14 protein-coding genes are annotated in these 14,844 nt (G+C 62.0%); 4 read left to right on the top strand and 10 right to left on the bottom strand.

Annotation, left to right across the window (positions count from 1 at the left end; all coding sequences use genetic code 11):
• From VL598_RS07515 to VL598_RS07490, 6 genes are all read right to left on the bottom strand, one after another.
• Positions 1-524 (bottom strand): CoxG family protein (locus tag VL598_RS07515; RefSeq protein WP_325326072.1); only part of this gene is annotated, 524 nt, incomplete at its 3' end.
• 126 nt (positions 525-650) lie between these two features.
• Complete coding sequence (locus tag VL598_RS07510; protein WP_325326071.1) at positions 651-2,048, bottom strand: amino acid permease; 1,398 nt, start codon at positions 2,046-2,048, stop codon at positions 651-653.
• A gap of 453 nt (positions 2,049-2,501) precedes the next feature.
• Positions 2,502-3,161: a response regulator transcription factor RqpR gene (gene rqpR / locus VL598_RS07505; RefSeq protein WP_325326070.1), complete on the bottom strand. Its 660-nt coding sequence runs from the start codon at positions 3,159-3,161 to the stop codon at positions 2,502-2,504.
• A 3-nt stretch (positions 3,162-3,164) separates the two neighbouring features.
• Positions 3,165-4,037 (bottom strand): sensor histidine kinase, encoded by an 873-nt coding sequence (locus VL598_RS07500; protein ID WP_325326069.1) that lies wholly within the window; start codon positions 4,035-4,037, stop codon positions 3,165-3,167.
• A 512-nt stretch (positions 4,038-4,549) separates the two neighbouring features.
• A complete protein-coding gene (locus tag VL598_RS07495; protein ID WP_325326074.1) occupies positions 4,550-5,755 on the bottom strand; it encodes a transporter substrate-binding domain-containing protein in 1,206 nt (401 codons plus the stop codon).
• 241 nt (positions 5,756-5,996) lie between these two features.
• Entirely contained in the window at positions 5,997-6,149 is a 153-nt protein-coding gene (locus VL598_RS07490) for a DUF2950 family protein (protein WP_325326068.1), read from the bottom strand.
• Positions 6,150-6,869: 720 nt separating this feature from the next.
• Between VL598_RS07490 and VL598_RS07485 the strand changes: the two genes are divergently transcribed.
• A complete protein-coding gene (locus VL598_RS07485) occupies positions 6,870-7,637 on the top strand; it encodes a hypothetical protein (RefSeq protein ID WP_325326067.1) in 768 nt (255 codons plus the stop codon).
• 133 nt (positions 7,638-7,770) lie between these two features.
• On the opposite strand, the gene VL598_RS07480 is transcribed toward VL598_RS07485, so the two are convergent.
• The 3 genes from VL598_RS07480 to VL598_RS07470 all read right to left on the bottom strand — a co-directional run bounded on the left by VL598_RS07480 (position 7,771) and on the right by VL598_RS07470 (position 10,025).
• On the bottom strand, positions 7,771-8,541 hold the full coding sequence (locus VL598_RS07480) for a ferredoxin--NADP reductase (RefSeq protein WP_325326066.1): 771 nt from the start codon (positions 8,539-8,541) through the stop codon (positions 7,771-7,773).
• Positions 8,542-8,698: 157 nt separating this feature from the next.
• Positions 8,699-9,505: an endonuclease/exonuclease/phosphatase family protein gene (locus VL598_RS07475; protein ID WP_325326065.1), complete on the bottom strand. Its 807-nt coding sequence runs from the start codon at positions 9,503-9,505 to the stop codon at positions 8,699-8,701.
• A gap of 28 nt (positions 9,506-9,533) precedes the next feature.
• A complete protein-coding gene (locus VL598_RS07470; protein WP_325326064.1) occupies positions 9,534-10,025 on the bottom strand; it encodes a hypothetical protein in 492 nt (163 codons plus the stop codon).
• Between the two features lie 368 nt (positions 10,026-10,393).
• Between VL598_RS07470 and VL598_RS07465 the strand changes: the two genes are divergently transcribed.
• The 3 genes from VL598_RS07465 to VL598_RS07455 all read left to right on the top strand — a co-directional run bounded on the left by VL598_RS07465 (position 10,394) and on the right by VL598_RS07455 (position 13,415).
• Complete coding sequence (locus VL598_RS07465; protein WP_325326063.1) at positions 10,394-11,371, top strand: AAA family ATPase; 978 nt, start codon at positions 10,394-10,396, stop codon at positions 11,369-11,371.
• A gap of 397 nt (positions 11,372-11,768) precedes the next feature.
• Positions 11,769-12,875, top strand: a complete 1,107-nt coding sequence (locus tag VL598_RS07460; protein WP_325326062.1) for an NAD(P)/FAD-dependent oxidoreductase — start codon at positions 11,769-11,771, stop codon at positions 12,873-12,875.
• Positions 12,876-13,103: 228 nt separating this feature from the next.
• Entirely contained in the window at positions 13,104-13,415 is a 312-nt protein-coding gene (locus VL598_RS07455; RefSeq protein WP_325326061.1) for a high-potential iron-sulfur protein, read from the top strand.
• Between the two features lie 199 nt (positions 13,416-13,614).
• Here the strand turns inward: VL598_RS07455 and VL598_RS07450 are convergent, their stop codons facing one another.
• The gene (locus VL598_RS07450) at positions 13,615-14,310 is read right to left on the bottom strand and encodes a dienelactone hydrolase family protein (RefSeq protein ID WP_325326073.1); all 696 of its coding nucleotides are present in this window, start codon (positions 14,308-14,310) and stop codon (positions 13,615-13,617) included.
• Positions 14,311-14,844: the final 534 nt, after the last annotated feature.

Genomic DNA, 14,844 nt, shown 5'->3' with positions numbered 1-14,844 from the left:
GCCTTCCAGCATTTGGCACCTTTTCCGGCCGGCGCCGACTCGGCGACGGCTGCATGCTGGAGCGACGGCTCGGGCGGCTGCGGCGCTTCGGCGGGGACGTCTATCCGCTCGCCGGCCACGTGGGCTGCAAAGCGCTTGACGAACGCCTCGGCAAAGAGGCCCACCGTGCCGGCTTGGCCGTTCGCTTCTACGTCGGCGTCGTAGGCAAGCGTCGTCGCGGCGTCGCCGTCGGCGTTGAACTGCAAACGAATGCTCCCGACAGCGGCGCTTTCGCTGCCTGCCTTGCTCTCGAAGCGCACCGTGCACGCTGCGGGAGGATTGGCGTCCACCACGCGCAGATGCCCTGAGAAGGGCGCCGCGGCTCCGTCGAGCGACGGGCCTGCGGCGAAGGCGAACGTCGCGTCGCCTTCCGGCTGGATGGATTCGCATCCAGGTATCGATGCGCGCAGGACTTGCGCATCGGTGAGTGCTTCCCAGGCACGCTGCGGCGACACCGGCAGCGTATAGCTTTGCGTCGATTCCATGGCGTTGGCTCCCACTTTGGCGCGGCCGGCGCATGGCGGGCATGGCCGGCCATTCCCTGATTATGAACTTTGCTTGGCGAGCCGGTTCTTGCCCTTTTTCGCAAAATTCGGAAAGCGGCGCGGCGTTTAGCGTGAGGGCTGCGCGAGCAGCGAGCGGCGCCGCGAGTAGCCGAAGTAGACGACCATGCCGATCGCGAGCCAGGCGAGGAAGGCGACCCACGTGATCCACTGGAGGTTCACCATCAAAAAGACGCACGCCGCGACGGCGAAGATCGGCACGTACGGGACGCCTGGACAACGAAACGCGCGCGGCAGCGCCGGATGGGTGCGACGCATGATGAGCACCGCGATCGAGACCATCGAAAACGCTGCGAGCGTGCCGATGTTGATGAGCTCGGCGAGCACGTCGAGCGGCACGAGCGCACCGACGAAGCCGAAAAAGATGCCGACGAGCCAAGTCGTCAGAAACGGCGTGGAGAAGCGCGGATGCACGGTTGACAGTTTTCGCGGAAGCAGGCCGTCACGCGACATCGCAAAGATGATGCGAGTCTGGCCGTAGCTCATCACGAGGATGACGGTCAGCATGCCGAGCACGGCGCCGAGGTCGATCAAGCCGGCCACCCAATTCTGTCCCGCAACCTGCAGCGCATAGGAAACCGGGTGCGAGACGCCGGAAAATTGTGCCGAAGGCACGATACCCGTGACGACCGCTGCCACCGCAACATAGAGCACGGCGCAGACGGCAAGCGAGGCGATGATGCCGATCGGCAGATCCCGCTTGGCGTTTTTGACCTCCTCGGCCGCGGAAGAGACGGAATCGAAACCGATGAACGCAAAGAACATGACAGCTGCCGCGCCAAAGACGCCATTCCAGCCGTGCGTCATGAACGGCTGCCAGTTGCCCGGCTGGACGTGGAATGCCCCGACTGCGATCACGACGAGCACCACCGCGACCTTGATCGCGACCATGGCGTTGTTCACGCGCGTCGACTCGCGCACGCCGACCGACAGCAACGTCGTGATGACCATCATGACGAGAAAGGCCGGCAGATTGAAGAACGTCACAGCACCGTTGACCGTACCGGGCGCTGCGGTGAGTGCAACCGGCAAATTGAGCCCGAAGCCGGCGAGGAGCGACTGCAGGTAGCCCGACCAGCCGACCGAGACGGCCGACGTGGCGAGCCCATACTCGAGCATCAAATCCCAGCCGATGATCCAGGCGGCGAGCTCGCCGAGGGTGGCATAGGAATAGGTATAGATGGAGCCGGCGACTGGGATGGTGGAGGCGAACTCGGCGTAGGCGAGCCCGGCGAGCGCGCAGGCGACGGCCGCAATCGCAAACGAGATCATGAGGGCGGGGCCGGCTTGAGCCGCGCCCGTGCCGGTCAGCACGAAGATACCCGTGCCGATGATGGCGCCGATGCCGAGGAAGGTGAGGTCGAGTGGGCCAAGCGCTTTTTTGAGGGCGCTGCCTTCTACGCTGGCAATCATTTGTTCGATGTTTTTCTTGCGAAAGAGGGACATGGGGCGGTCTCCTTGCGAGATATGCACTGTATCGGTGCGTGATGGGGCGTCGTAAAGCCTGCGATGGTAGCGGATTGCGGAAGGTGAACTGGGTTATCAAAGAAATATCAGAAAAATCCGCTATTCATGCACCAAAGGTACGCAGATTTTGGGGCGTGCTGGGCCGGCCGACGGCACGCCGCGTACGCACGGGGGCGATGGCACGAGCGAGCGGTAGGCGTTGTTGGAAACGCGAGCACAGACAGGCACGCCGCAAGGGAGGCGAGAACGCAGGGTGGCAGGGCGGCCCTTCGCTTCGAACTTCGGGGCTCGCGTCGATGGAAAGTCGCGGCCCAGTGCCGCTATCGGCGCACGGAAGGTTTGACGCCCCCTCGCTGACGAGCCGGGGAGGAGGCAAAAATCGATGGAAAGTCGCCAAAAGCCCGAACCGAGCCCGGCGGACCGTTCGTTCTCTCAGGTGCTGGCGCCCGGATTGAAGTCGATGAGGCGGTTGCTCATCACGTAGAACGTCAGCTCGGCGTTGTTGCTCAGTTTCATTTTCTCCAGCAGCCGCGAGCGATAGACGCTTACTGTCTTCACCGACAGCGAGAGCGCTTGTGCGATGTCGGTCAGGCGCTTGCCTGATGCGAGCATGCAAAGCGTCTGATACTCGCGATCCGAGAGTTTTTCGTGCGGCAGTGGCTCGTTCTCGACGGAGATGTATTCAGCGAGCGTTTCAGCAAGCGCGGCACTCACGTACTTGCGACCGCTGGCCACCTGCCGGACGGCTTCGATCATCTGCACAGCGGTCACCGTCTTCGACAGATAGCCGGCCGCCCCAGCCTTCAGCGAGCGCACCGCATATTGATCTTCGCGAAACATGGAAAACATGATGAATGGCGTGCGAGGCGCGCGCCGCTTCGCACGCTTGAGCACTTCGACGCCGTTCATGTCGGGCAATCCAATGTCGAGCAGCACGACGTCGAACGCTTGCTGCCCATCGAGGTAGGCGAGCGCTTGCGCTCCGTTGTCGGCCTCGACCACGTCCTGCGCCACGCCGTGATTGAGCAGGAGTTGCCGCACGCCTTGACGCACGATCGTGTGATCATCCACGAGCAGAATGCGAAGCGTCATGGCTTACCTCGTCAAGGCGGCTTCGCGCGAGCCCGCGCGCGTGGTCGCCGCCGCACCCGCCTGCGCTTCCAACATGGCATTCCAGCTAAAGCGCGCCCGCACGGTCGCGCCGCTTTCGGCTTGCGCGGCCTTTGCCTTGCGCGCGTACCGCGCACTGAGGCGCAACGAGCCACCGAGCGCTTCGCAGCGGGCCTGCATGCTGGCCAAGCCGAAACCTGCCGCCGCTGGGCCAGCCGAACGGCGCGAGCGGCGCGGCAAGCCGCAGCCGTTGTCCGTGACGATGAGGGTCAAGAAGTGCGCGTCACTGTCGAGGCGCACCTCTGCGCGCGAAGCGTTGGCGTGCTTGGCGACGTTGTTCAGCGCTTCCTGTGCTACGCGAAACACCGCCAGCGCGGCATTCGCGGGCAGCTGCGCAAGTCGCACATCGGCCGCGCAGACGAAGCTCGAGGAAAGCCCCGTACGCTCCGAGAAAGCTCGAACCCACTGCGACAGCGTCGCGACAAGGCCGCCTTCGAATTGTGGTTCGTGCAGATCCGCGACGATGGTGCGCGTTGCTGCGCAGGCAGCGTCGAGCGAGCGCTGAGCGAGCTCAAACGCGCCATGCCCTCCGTTACCCGGCCACGCGTCGGCGCCCGCAAGCGCCGGTTCAAGGCTGGCAAGCGCGAAACGCGCGGCCGTCAGCTCGGGCCCCACACCGTCGTGGAGCTCCCGGGCGAGATGACTGCGCGCGTCTTCGCAGGCGGCGACAAGCTGGTTTGCGAGCTCACGCAGACGCCTTTTCAGGCATTGGAGTTCGGACTGATCGTGGTCGGAGACAGGCAAATCGCCCCCCGTGGCATCGCATACCGCGGATTTGCGAGCAGGCGCGTCGGACATCGACGCCTCTGTTGCGACGCCACCGGAGACAGTGACCAGACATTCGTTCATCGCGGGCAGCGGCAGGCAACTGAAAAACGGTGAAACGCACCAATGCGACCGACTTGCCGTCGGAAAAATACCGATGCAATAGGTAATGCTTTTTACGATTTGTAACACCGAGATCGCAAGGCGCGAGGCGTTCCCAGCGATCAACGGGCGGATGATATCTCAAAAATGGGTTATTAGTCAGATCACGAGGCCAGCGAGATGCCGCAGCACGCGCTGCCGCGCAAGCGGTGACAAATCTAGGAAAAACACTTAGATAAAAAGGGGAGAAGCGTCATCAAACGCCGAGGCCCTATCTGAACCGAAAGGCTTTCCGGCGTCCCGCAACCGCCACCGCTTCTTTTAAGTCCCCATGCCCGTGTTCGCCGCGATCCATCCGCCTCGGCTTTCACTCGAGGTCTTCCGTCCGAGTGGTCACCTCGTCGCGAGCACGACTAAAAGCGTTTAAACCGATGCATTCAAATCTACTTCCCCTGCATGAACCAGTTTCCATAGATCTTTTCGTAGGTGCCGTCGGCGTACATGGACAGCAGTGCTTCGTTGATAGGCTTGCGCAACGGACTGCCTTGCGCCAAAGCGATGCCATATTTCTCAGGCCGGAACAAGGGGCCGACGACCAGCAATATGCCATTGCCCCGCTTCGCGGCCCAGTATTGCAGGGTAGGCGCGTCATAGACGATCGCCTGCACATCGCCTTGAGTAAGCATGCGGATTCCATCGTCGGCGGTTTTCACATCGACGAACGGCAATCCACGCTGGGCAAGATAATCGGCGGCGATCGTCCCTGCCACGGTGCCGATCGTCTTCCCTGGCAGATCGCCCGGACCGTGAATGTTGGTCTGAAGTTGGCTCACGGTTTGCGACGATGTCACGGTCGCCGTGAATTGGGCAATCAGCACGACGCCGATCAGCCACATCGCGGGAACCAAAAAACGCTTCCACATGTTGGCGGCATCACGTTCGCCGTGCTCCCCCGTCGCGATGATCAGCATAGTCGCCCAGAGACCTTCGCCTAATGCGCGCAGGTAAGGCTTCTGAAAATTGCGGTCTTGCTTGCGCTCGACGAGCCACACTAGATTGGCTAGAAGAAAAACCAGGATGGCGGCCACGCCAAGAAGCTGACCGATGGCCCGCCAGGGAATGGAACGGAATGTGGCGAAAAACGCGCCTTCGTCCCGGGCACGCACCATGATCTGCAAGCCGGAATCAAAATAGGGAAGCGAGAAATCCACGATCTGCTCGCGTCCCGGTGTCATGGTGATGGCGGCTATCGCCACGTCCGCGTCGCCTTCCTGCACGGCACGCAGCAAATCCGACTGCGTCGGAACCGAACGCCACGCGAATTGGACGTGCATTCGACGGGCCACTTCGTTCCACAGGTCGATGCTGAAGCCGGCCGGCGGATCGGAATGTGGCAAGACGAACGGCGCTATTGCGGCGACCGCCACCTGCAACGGCCGATCTGCGGCGGATGGCAAGGCGACAGCACTTGTTGCGTCGTAAGCGACCGGAAGCGTCCGGGCACCGCTCTGAGGATCAAGACTGGGTGATTGATGGGCGGTGGAGCGCTGGGACGTGCTGCATTCAAGTCGTTCAGGGGCAGCCGTGCCACACCGCCAGCCTGAGTCTGCCAGTGCGGTCTGTGCTCCCGGAACGGAAACGATAACCATCGATAGCAGCGTTACGCGAGCCACCGTCTCGACCAGCCAGCTTGAGATCGTGTTCAATGCGCCTCTCCCGAGGATGGGGCACCCGAAGCCTCGCCTGTGTGTGCACGTTTCCGCTCGGTCGAGTGTCACGTCGAAGCATGCCAACTGCTTTCGATGCACCGGCAGCCCACCGGCAAATGATGCGCATGGAAAGTCGATCGAGGCTTCACCGGCGACCACGATCCGTCCGGACCGAACGACCTCAGCCGCTCACAATGCGCGCGGTTTCCAGGCCGAGGTTCTTCTGATAAAGCTTTCCTTCGTCATCAACCAGGAATGTCATCACGCCTTCGCGCCATACGTAACTGGCGATGCCACTAGCGCGCACGGTCCACGAGCACGCCGTCGCGCTCATAGTTGTTCCTTGTTCCGGCCGCCATCCGCGTGCGCACCTTGCGCAGTGAGAATCCGGTAATGATAGGCGTGGTCGCATTGCCGCGCGCTTGGTGCGACCGATACCGACCGGCTAAAGACGGACCCACTGCCGGCAGTCGCGCTGTCAGCGGTTCGGCCGGTAAGGGAGTGGTCCGGTCATCCAAGCCGACTTCTCAGGTACAGCAGTTCGGCCATTGGCGACATTCGAGTATCGGCGTTGGTGAGGCGGCTACGGGTTCGCTTTCCTGACATTCGCAGGTCGGCGATCGCAAATGGCCGGTCTCACGGAAGCCGAATTCGTACTTTCGACCTGAAAAGCCATTCGACCTTCCGACCGCGGCTCTGCGGCTTTCACGCGTTTAAGAGATTGCTACCTACGCAGACTGGAGTTGAAAAGAACTCGGCGAGATTGCAGACGGCCACACCGAACCGGCACGACGTGCTGTCACGCCGAGAAAACGCCGATTACCACTGGCGCCGTGGTGCGACACCACATTGTCGACTCGTTCAACGACCGGCATCGTGACAACAGACTAGTGGGCCGTAAGGTTTGAATCGGGAGTGGTTCGACGCGAAGGATCGAATCGAAGTACTTCCACTTGGGGGGCTCAGGCAGCTTTGTAGTGGGGGATTGGAAGGACCGGATTGGCGAATTCTACATACACAGATGTGGTCCCAACACGATCGAGAGGAGCCGGGAATGGAGCAATTTGTGAGTTATCCGCGTTATTTCTTCATCGTCTCGTTCGTGCTGATGTCGATCGCCGCATGGATCGGCCATGTGTTCCTGCGACGCAACAAGCCACTCGATAGCGATGCCCGAGAAGACTTCCACGTAGTTCAATCTGCCACCCTGACACTTCTCGCCCTCGTGATCGGCTTCAGCCTGTCAATGGCAGTGGGACGATATGACCAGCGCAAGAATTTCGAGGCAGCAGAGGCCAACGCGATCAGGACTGAGTTCCTTCGCGCGGGCCTTCTACGCGCAGCCGAAGCAGCAACGATACGTTTGCTTCTGGCGCAATACGTAGCGCAGCGCGTTCTCTTTTATCAGGTTCGCGATTCGCAAAAACTGGACGAAATAAACTCGAAAACGGCTGAGTTGCAGACAGAATTATGGGCGGCTGCCCTTGCCGGAGCGATGCCCCAACCGAATCCCCTCACCGCACTGGCAGTCGCCGGCATGAACGATGTGATCAATACGCAGGGGTACACACAGGCCGCATGGCGGAACCGTCTCCCGCTCGAGTCCTGGTCGCTGATCATTGTGATCGGCGTTCTCTGCAATCTGCTGGTTGGCTACGGGTCGCGCAGCGCGACGGCGAAAAGGTGGTACTTGCTAATCATGCCCATGGCGGTCGCGCTGTCGTTCATGCTCATTGCGGACATCGACAGCCCGCGTGGAGGCTTCATCCGGGTGGTGCCTCAAAATCTAATCAGCACGGCTCAGTCGCTGCCCAAGCCGTGATATCAATCAGCCGCGACCGACGATTCGTTGCCCGCTATCGGTCTATGGCCTGGGGGCGAAAAAAAACCGGAGCATGGCTCCGGTCTTTGCGCAAGGCGGCGCGCTCCCGCGCGTTCAAGCAGCGTTCAAGCGTTCAACCCACGAACGCTTTTTCGATGACGTAGTGTCCGGGTTCGTTATTGCTGCCTTCCTTGAACCCCAGGTTGTCGAGCAGTTCACGCGTGTCGCGCAGCATGTGCGGGCTGCCGCACAGCATGACGCGATCGTTTTCAAGCGAGAACGGCGGCAGGTTCAAATCGGAGAAGAGCTGGTTCGTGTCGATGAGATCGGTGATGCGGCCGCGGTTCATGAACGATTCGCGCGTCACCGTCGGATAGTAGATGAGCTTTTCGCGCACGATCTCGCCGATGTGCTCATCCGCCGGCAGATGCTCCGTGATGTACTCCTTATAGGCGAGTTCGTCGACGAAGCGGCACGTATGCGTCAGAACGACCTTTTCGTAGCGGTCGTAGACGTCGGGGTCCTTGATGATCGACATGAAGGGCGCGAGACCGGTGCCAGTGGACAACAGCCAGAGCGTTTTGCCGGGCAGCAGATTGTCGGCCACCAGTGTGCCGGTCGGCTTCTTGCCGATGAGCACCTGGTCGCCCACCTTCAAGTGTTGCAGACGCGAAGTGAGCGGGCCGTCGGGCACCTTGATGCTCAGGAACTCGAGGTTTTCCTCATAGTTCGCGCTGGCCATGCTGTAGGCGCGGATCAGCGGTTTGCCGTCGACTTCGAGCCCGACCATGGTGAACTGGCCATTCTCAAAGCGAAACGAGGCGTCGCGCGTGCAGGTGAAGCTGAAAAGCGTGTCGGTCCAGTGATGGACGGAAAGAACGGTTTGAAGGTTCAGATTACTCATGGCTGCTTAGACAGTGCGGACAGAGAATTCACGCGCTCGGCACACGGAAAGCCGTGGCCGGCCGGCTGCTTGCGCGCTACGTGTTCGCGGGAAAAGGGTCTCGAGGAGGCCGAAAACTCACTATTCTAACGCGCTCCCTGCAGAGCGCGTCGGATGGCTAATCTTCGAGGCGCAGTCGTGCCACATAAGGCAGATGATCGGACAGCCAGGCTGTTTCCTGAGCGGGTGCAATCCATTCAACTGGCGACAGGCCGCGCACGAACATTTTGTCGAGCGCGAGCGCCGGTGAAAATGCCGGGAAAGTGCGCGCGGGGTGACCGAGCTCAGTGGCCACTTCCATGAGCCTGTGCTCGGCGAAAAGCGGTATCGAATCATTGCGCCAGTCGTTGAAGTCGCCCGCCAGCACGAGCGGCCCATCAGGCGCTTCGCGGGCAATCCAATGGGCGATCCAGTTCATCTGCCGCAGCCGCGCCGCGCGCGTGAGGGCAAGATGGGCACACAAAAGCGTGACCGAGTGGCCTGCGAACAAGGCGCGCGCCACGAGCAGACCGCGTTTTTCAAAGCGGTGCGCCGAAATGTCCCATCGTCCGCCCAGATCGAGCGGATGCGGCGAAAGGATGGCGTTGCCATGCCGCCATGAGGGCTTGAACACATTGGGGCCGAGCGCAATTTCGAGCTCCAGGGCGTGAGCGAGCTCCGTTGCCTGGCATTCCCATACGTCCGCAAGCGGGTCGTGCACCGGTGCGCCGAAGCTCGTTGCGAGCACCGGCCCCGGCATGCGCCGTGCCATCGCTTCCTGAAGGAAATACGCGTCCGCGTGCGTCGAGTGAACCCAGCGCTGCATCGCCTTCCATGCCGTGAAGCCGAGCGGCGAACGTCCTTTGTGCAGGTTCCAACTGACCGCGACAAAATCTTTCTTCGCGCTCGTCACGGCGGCTTGAAGCCGATCCTCGAGATTTCGCATGCCGCGCCGTTCCTGCTTGTTCGATCTGTTAGTGAGAGGCGACGCTCGCGCGGATGCGGTAGATGAGCGTCGGATGAAGGTCCACCACCGTCCAGCTCGCCCATTGGCCACCCGGAACGACGAGGTTGGGATGACTGGCCGACACGCGCCGCGGGGCCGGCGGCAATGGACATCCCTCGCGCGTGCGCTGCGGCGTGTCGTCTTCGAGGATTTCCTGAGCGTCGATCGCAAATGTGACGCCGGCTGTGTCCGCGGCCTGCGGCGAAATCGTCAGCGTGCGGGCGAGATCGATCTTAGCCACAGGATTTTCAGCGCAGCCGACCCGATGAACCGTCTCGTGATGATGAGTGGCCGTCTGAGCCTGACCCAAAGCGGTGCTGCCGTCGAATACGTCGACCACGCTGCCGTCGCGCACCACCTCGAGCCGCCAGTCGACGGCGGGCGGCTCGGCTGGCGTTTGCGCATGCGCTGCCCATGAAACACAGCAAAGCGCTGCCGCGATGCCGGCTTTCCATCCCATCCGAGGGTTCTCCTTCAAGCCTTACGGTTCCCATCCGTCGAGCGGCCGATCGAAACCGCAATCGCCCATCATCTTACGCCTAACGACTGCGGGGCGGCTTCCGAGCCGGCGCGCGATTTGCATAGTGCGGGTGACGATCTCCGGCGAGGCCGGCCAGCCGCGCGGCAAGCCGATCTCGGCGCGCACGCTTCGCCGAAGCTTGCTAGCAGCACCTGGCGCAGGCTGCTCGTTTTGCGCATGGAACTTGCGTGACTACACTGGAATCGTCGCGAAGAAGCGGTGAACGCAAAAGCGCGCCGCCTTGGCACTGACAATCGGGGGACGACCGAAAACGGCGACGCGCTCGATTCGCACGGAAGAGGTGAGCGATGACAACAGCCATGGTCAAGCAGGAACTCGCGGTGGCATCGTTCAGCAAAGTCTACGATCTGGATCAGGTCGAGACGGCGCTCAGCGAACTGGGGGACAGTGCGAACGAGGCGCTGCGCACCACCTACGAGAAGATGCTGAGGGTTGGCAACCTGCGTTTTTGCGTGAAGCCGAACCGGATGCCGTCAATCGATGCCTTGCTCGAGCAGTTGCCCAACTTCGCTGAGCCGCTCGAGGACGTGAGGCGGCAAGTCGCGCTGTGCATCGAGACGGAAGACCGGCTCGAGTTGCTGCCGATGCTGCTGCTCGGCGACCCGGGCATCGGCAAGACGCATTTTGCCAAGGCGCTCGCGCGGCTTTTCGGCACGAGCTGCCAGTATGTGGCGATGAGCTCGCTCACGGCCGGCTGGATTCTATCGGGCGCCTCTTCGCAGTGGAAGAACGCCAAGCCTGGCAAAGTGTTCGACGCGCTGGTGAACGGCAGTTACGCGAACCCGCTGATGGTGGTCGACGAAATCGACAAAGCCAATGGCGATTCGCAATACGACCCGCTCGGCGCCCTTTATGCGCTGCTCGAGCGGGAGACGGCGCAGGCATTCATAGACGAATTCGCCGAAATTCCGATCAACGCCGCGCAGGTGATCTGGGTCGCTACTGCCAATGACGAACGCGCGATTCCCGAGCCGATCCTGAGCCGCATGAGTGTCTATGAGATCACACCGCCGGACGAGGCGGGCGCACGGCGCATTGCGCAGGCGATCTACGAGGAGATCCGCTCGGCCCACACCTGGGGGCAGCGGTTTCCCGAGGTGCTCGGCGACGATCCGCTCGAGGTGCTCGCCCACGCATCGCCGCGCGACATGCGCCGCGCGATTTTGCACGGCTTCGGGGCGGCGCGCGTCGGCGGCCGCGACGAAGTGCGTGCTGACGATATCCGGCTCGAGCGCGGTGGGCGTCGGCGACCGATCGGCTTTTGAACACGCCGAAGCGCGGCAGTCATGTAAGGCTAGAACAATGGCTCTAGCGCAGCGCCAGGCAGCCTGCGTCGCACAAGTCGCATCGCGAAAGACAAAATATCCCCAGTTTCGGCGCATGGGGGTGCATTGGATTGCGGTGCAGTCGACACAGCCCACCCAGATCGAAATGGGTGTGGCCTCGCCCGCGTATGGCGTTGCGCCAAATCCACGCGTGGACGGACGGCACACCTCTTACATGCGGCCATGCTGCAGTGCGTCGTAGAATCCTCTATGCTGGCGTGACAGAGGCGACGGCATGCCGCCGCAAAAATATGCGTTCGGGATGCGATTTGCCGGAGCGTCCCGTTGAACGGCCATACCGGCGATGAAGCGCGGCGAGCGAGCCGCGGCTAAAGTCATGGATCACATCGAATGCGTAGTGATTGGCGCGGGCGTGGTTGGTCTTGCCATCGCGCGCCAACTGGCCGAGCGTGGCCGCGAGGTGATCGTCCTCGAAGCGACGGAGGCGATCGGCACGGGCACGAGCTCGCGCAACAGCGAGGTCATTCATGCTGGGATCTACTATCCACGCGGTTCGCTGAAGGCAACGCTGTGCGTGCGCGGCCGCGAGATGCTTTACGAGTACTGCGCGGCGCGCGGCGTGCCCCACCAGCGCTGCGGCAAGCTGCTCGTCGCGACGGCGCGTAACCAGTTGCCCCAGCTCAACGCGCTCGCTACGCGCGCCAAGGAAAACGGCGTGCTCGACCTGCTGCGGATGACGGCCGATGAAGCGGAAACGATTGAGCCGGCGCTCGAGTGCGTGGAGGCCGTCTTCTCGCCGCAAACGGGCATCGTGGACAGTCACCAACTGTTGCTGGCGCTCCAAGGAGACGCTGAGCGCGCGGGCGCCATCTGCGCCTTTCACTCGCCTGTCGAATCCATCGATGCCTGCGGCGGGCGTTTTGTCGTGAAGGTAGGCGGCCAGTCGCCAAGCCTGCTCAGCGCAGATTGCGTCATCAACAGCGCCGGACTACACGCCAATGCACTCGCGCGCAAAATCCACGGGCTCGATCCGCGTCACGTGCCGCCGCTATATTTCGCCAAAGGTAACTACTTCAGCATTTCCGGGCGCGCGCCGTTTTCGCGGCTCATCTACCCCATGCCCAACGAGGCCGGGCTCGGCGTCCATCTGACGCTCGACCTCAGTGGCCAAGTACGCTTCGGCCCTGACGTCGAATGGGTGGAAACGCTCCATTACGACGTCGACCCGCGCCGCGCCGAAAGCTTTTATGCCGCCATCCGCGAGTACTGGCCGGGCTTGCCCGATGGCGCCTTGCAGCCCGCATACGCCGGCATCCGGCCGAAACTCTCCGGCCCCGGCGAGGCGGCCGCGGATTTTGTCATTCAGGGGGCGGCCGCGCATGGCGTACGCGGACTCGTCAACCTGTTCGGCATCGAATCGCCGGGATTGACGGCCAGCCTGGCGATTGCACAGCGCGTTTGCGAAATCCTTGGGCGCACTTGAAATCAGCGCGAATGCGCGAGTGCACCCACATATTGACGCCTGCACCGTGATGCAGCGATTTGCTCATTTTGTCGATCTTGCTTCAATCAGGGGCGATTGATCTGTGCAAATGCACACTACGCCGTCCATCGGACTCGCTTCGTTGTATGCTCCGGCCTGTCGCCGCATGACAGTCGGCAACCAAGGTCCGTCGAGAAGGACCGATTACAGCACTCGGAGAGTCCCCCAATGAAATCGTCTCGTCGCACGTTTTTGATTACGAGCCTCGGCGCCGCTTCGGCGCTCGCCCTCTCGCGCCAGGCACTTGCCGACGCGCCGCTCGTGTCCGAAAGCGATCCCACCGCAGCCGCGCTCGGCTATAAGGCGGATGCCAGCCAAGTCGACAAAGCCAAGTATCCGAAATATGCGGCCGGTCAAAAGTGCGGCAATTGCCAGCTCTATCAGGGCGCACCGACCACCGACCACGCGGCGTGCCCGATGTTCGGCGCCAAGCAGGTGAAGGCCGCCGGCTGGTGCAACGCTTACACCAAGAAGGCCTGATACAGACCGTGAGGTAAGCGAGCCGGGCCGCGAGGTTATCGCCGCGCAGCCCGCTTAGCGTCGATCGAGCCCGAAGCGTTTCGCGACTCGATTGACACGGTGCGTGTCTGCTCGCTCGGGCAGATCACGCATGCGCTATTCGAAGGCCGATCGCGCCCATTGGGAACATTGGGAACGCGATCGGCCAAATGCCGCCGTCTTAGAGATGGCTCGCAAGAAACGTCATCGTCCGGCCGAGCGCCAGCGCTGAAGCGTGCTGATTGTAGGCCGAACGCTCCGGGCAATTGAAGCCGTGCTCGGCACCCGGGTAAACGTGAAACGCGGTGTCCGGCCTTCCGGCGAAGCTGGCCTGCACTTGCTCGACCGCTTCGAGCGGGATGCCCGTGTCGTTCTCGGCGTAATGAAAAAGCATTGGCACTTGGACCTTGTCGGCCTCGTCGAGCCGATTCTGGATGCCGCCGCCGTAATACGAGACCGCGGCATCGAGATGGCCCTGTGCCGCCATGAGATACGCAAGCCGCCCGCCGAAGCAGTAGCCGACTGCTGCCACCTTGCCGGAGGTTTCAGCCCGGCCTTTCAAAGTGCGCACCGCGGCGCCGAGATCGGCGACGGCACGATCGACGTCCGTTCCCTGCAGCAGCCCGATAGCCTTTTCGCGCTCCTGCGCTTCGTAGCCGAGCTCGATGCGCGGCGCACTGCGCCAAAAGACGTCGGGTGCGAGGGCCACGAAGCCTGCGAGCGCGTACTGTTCGGCGACGGAGCGAATATGCCCGTTGACGCCGAAGATTTCCTGCAGGATGACGACACCGGGGCCGCGTCCGGTGCGCGGCACAGCGAGATAGCCCCCGAACCGGTTGGCGTCGTCGCTTTCAATGTCGATCCACTGCGATGACACGCTCATGATTTCTCCTGGTAATCCTGGAATACGCGATAGTTTCGAGGCCACAGTTTCGCATTGATCAGCGTTGACTGCAGTGGGCTGAGCGTTCGGATGGCTGCGTGAGGAGAGGGGAAATGAGAGTTGTTCACCGCGAGCTGCGGGGGCGAGGCCGCCCAGAATTAAGTATGACTGCGCAATCAGTGGAAGCAGCCGAGCTTTTACGCAAAATCAGGCTCTGCCATTGCGATCTTCACGATTGAGCAATGCCGATTGGAAATAGGTGCGCAGGCATTGGTGCCCCGGCATAAGCGCAGAGCACATTGCCAAACCCGCGTCAGCTCTCGTTCCGGGAAGCGTGTGCTTTTTATGGCAGCACCGGTTGTTGCTGGCTATTAGTAGTCTTCCCAGCTATCTTAAAAATATCCCAAATTTTAATTTGTTAGCCTACACTTTCACGCGCAGTACGAGGCGCGGCTAGCCACAAACTGGCCGCTTTGCGTGCAGCTCAAGGCGCATCACGATAATCCGGTGCTGTCGCCCACCCTCGAT

The sequence above is a fragment of the Trinickia sp. genome (assembly GCF_035492435.1).
Lineage (GTDB): Bacteria > Pseudomonadota > Gammaproteobacteria > Burkholderiales > Burkholderiaceae > Trinickia.
This window is presented reverse-complemented; position numbering and strand designations above follow the sequence as displayed.

Excerpts from the sequence above, each read along its gene's own strand:
- VL598_RS07510 (WP_325326071.1), bottom strand. The coding sequence starts at position 2,048 with ATGTCCCTCTTTCGCAAGAAAAACATCGAACAAATGATTGCCAGCGTA.
- rqpR (WP_325326070.1), bottom strand. The coding sequence starts at position 3,161 with ATGACGCTTCGCATTCTGCTCGTGGATGATCACACGATCGTGCGTCAA.
- VL598_RS07500 (WP_325326069.1), bottom strand. The coding sequence starts at position 4,037 with ATGTCCGACGCGCCTGCTCGCAAATCCGCGGTATGCGATGCCACGGGG.
- VL598_RS07495 (WP_325326074.1), bottom strand. The coding sequence starts at position 5,755 with ATGGTTATCGTTTCCGTTCCGGGAGCACAGACCGCACTGGCAGACTCA.
- VL598_RS07490 (WP_325326068.1), bottom strand. The coding sequence starts at position 6,149 with ATGAGCGCGACGGCGTGCTCGTGGACCGTGCGCGCTAGTGGCATCGCC.
- VL598_RS07485 (WP_325326067.1), top strand. The coding sequence starts at position 6,870 with ATGGAGCAATTTGTGAGTTATCCGCGTTATTTCTTCATCGTCTCGTTC.
- VL598_RS07480 (WP_325326066.1), bottom strand. The coding sequence starts at position 8,541 with ATGAGTAATCTGAACCTTCAAACCGTTCTTTCCGTCCATCACTGGACC.
- VL598_RS07475 (WP_325326065.1), bottom strand. The coding sequence starts at position 9,505 with ATGCGAAATCTCGAGGATCGGCTTCAAGCCGCCGTGACGAGCGCGAAG.
- VL598_RS07470 (WP_325326064.1), bottom strand. The coding sequence starts at position 10,025 with ATGGGATGGAAAGCCGGCATCGCGGCAGCGCTTTGCTGTGTTTCATGG.
- VL598_RS07465 (WP_325326063.1), top strand. The coding sequence starts at position 10,394 with ATGACAACAGCCATGGTCAAGCAGGAACTCGCGGTGGCATCGTTCAGC.
- VL598_RS07460 (WP_325326062.1), top strand. The coding sequence starts at position 11,769 with ATGGATCACATCGAATGCGTAGTGATTGGCGCGGGCGTGGTTGGTCTT.
- VL598_RS07455 (WP_325326061.1), top strand. The coding sequence starts at position 13,104 with ATGAAATCGTCTCGTCGCACGTTTTTGATTACGAGCCTCGGCGCCGCT.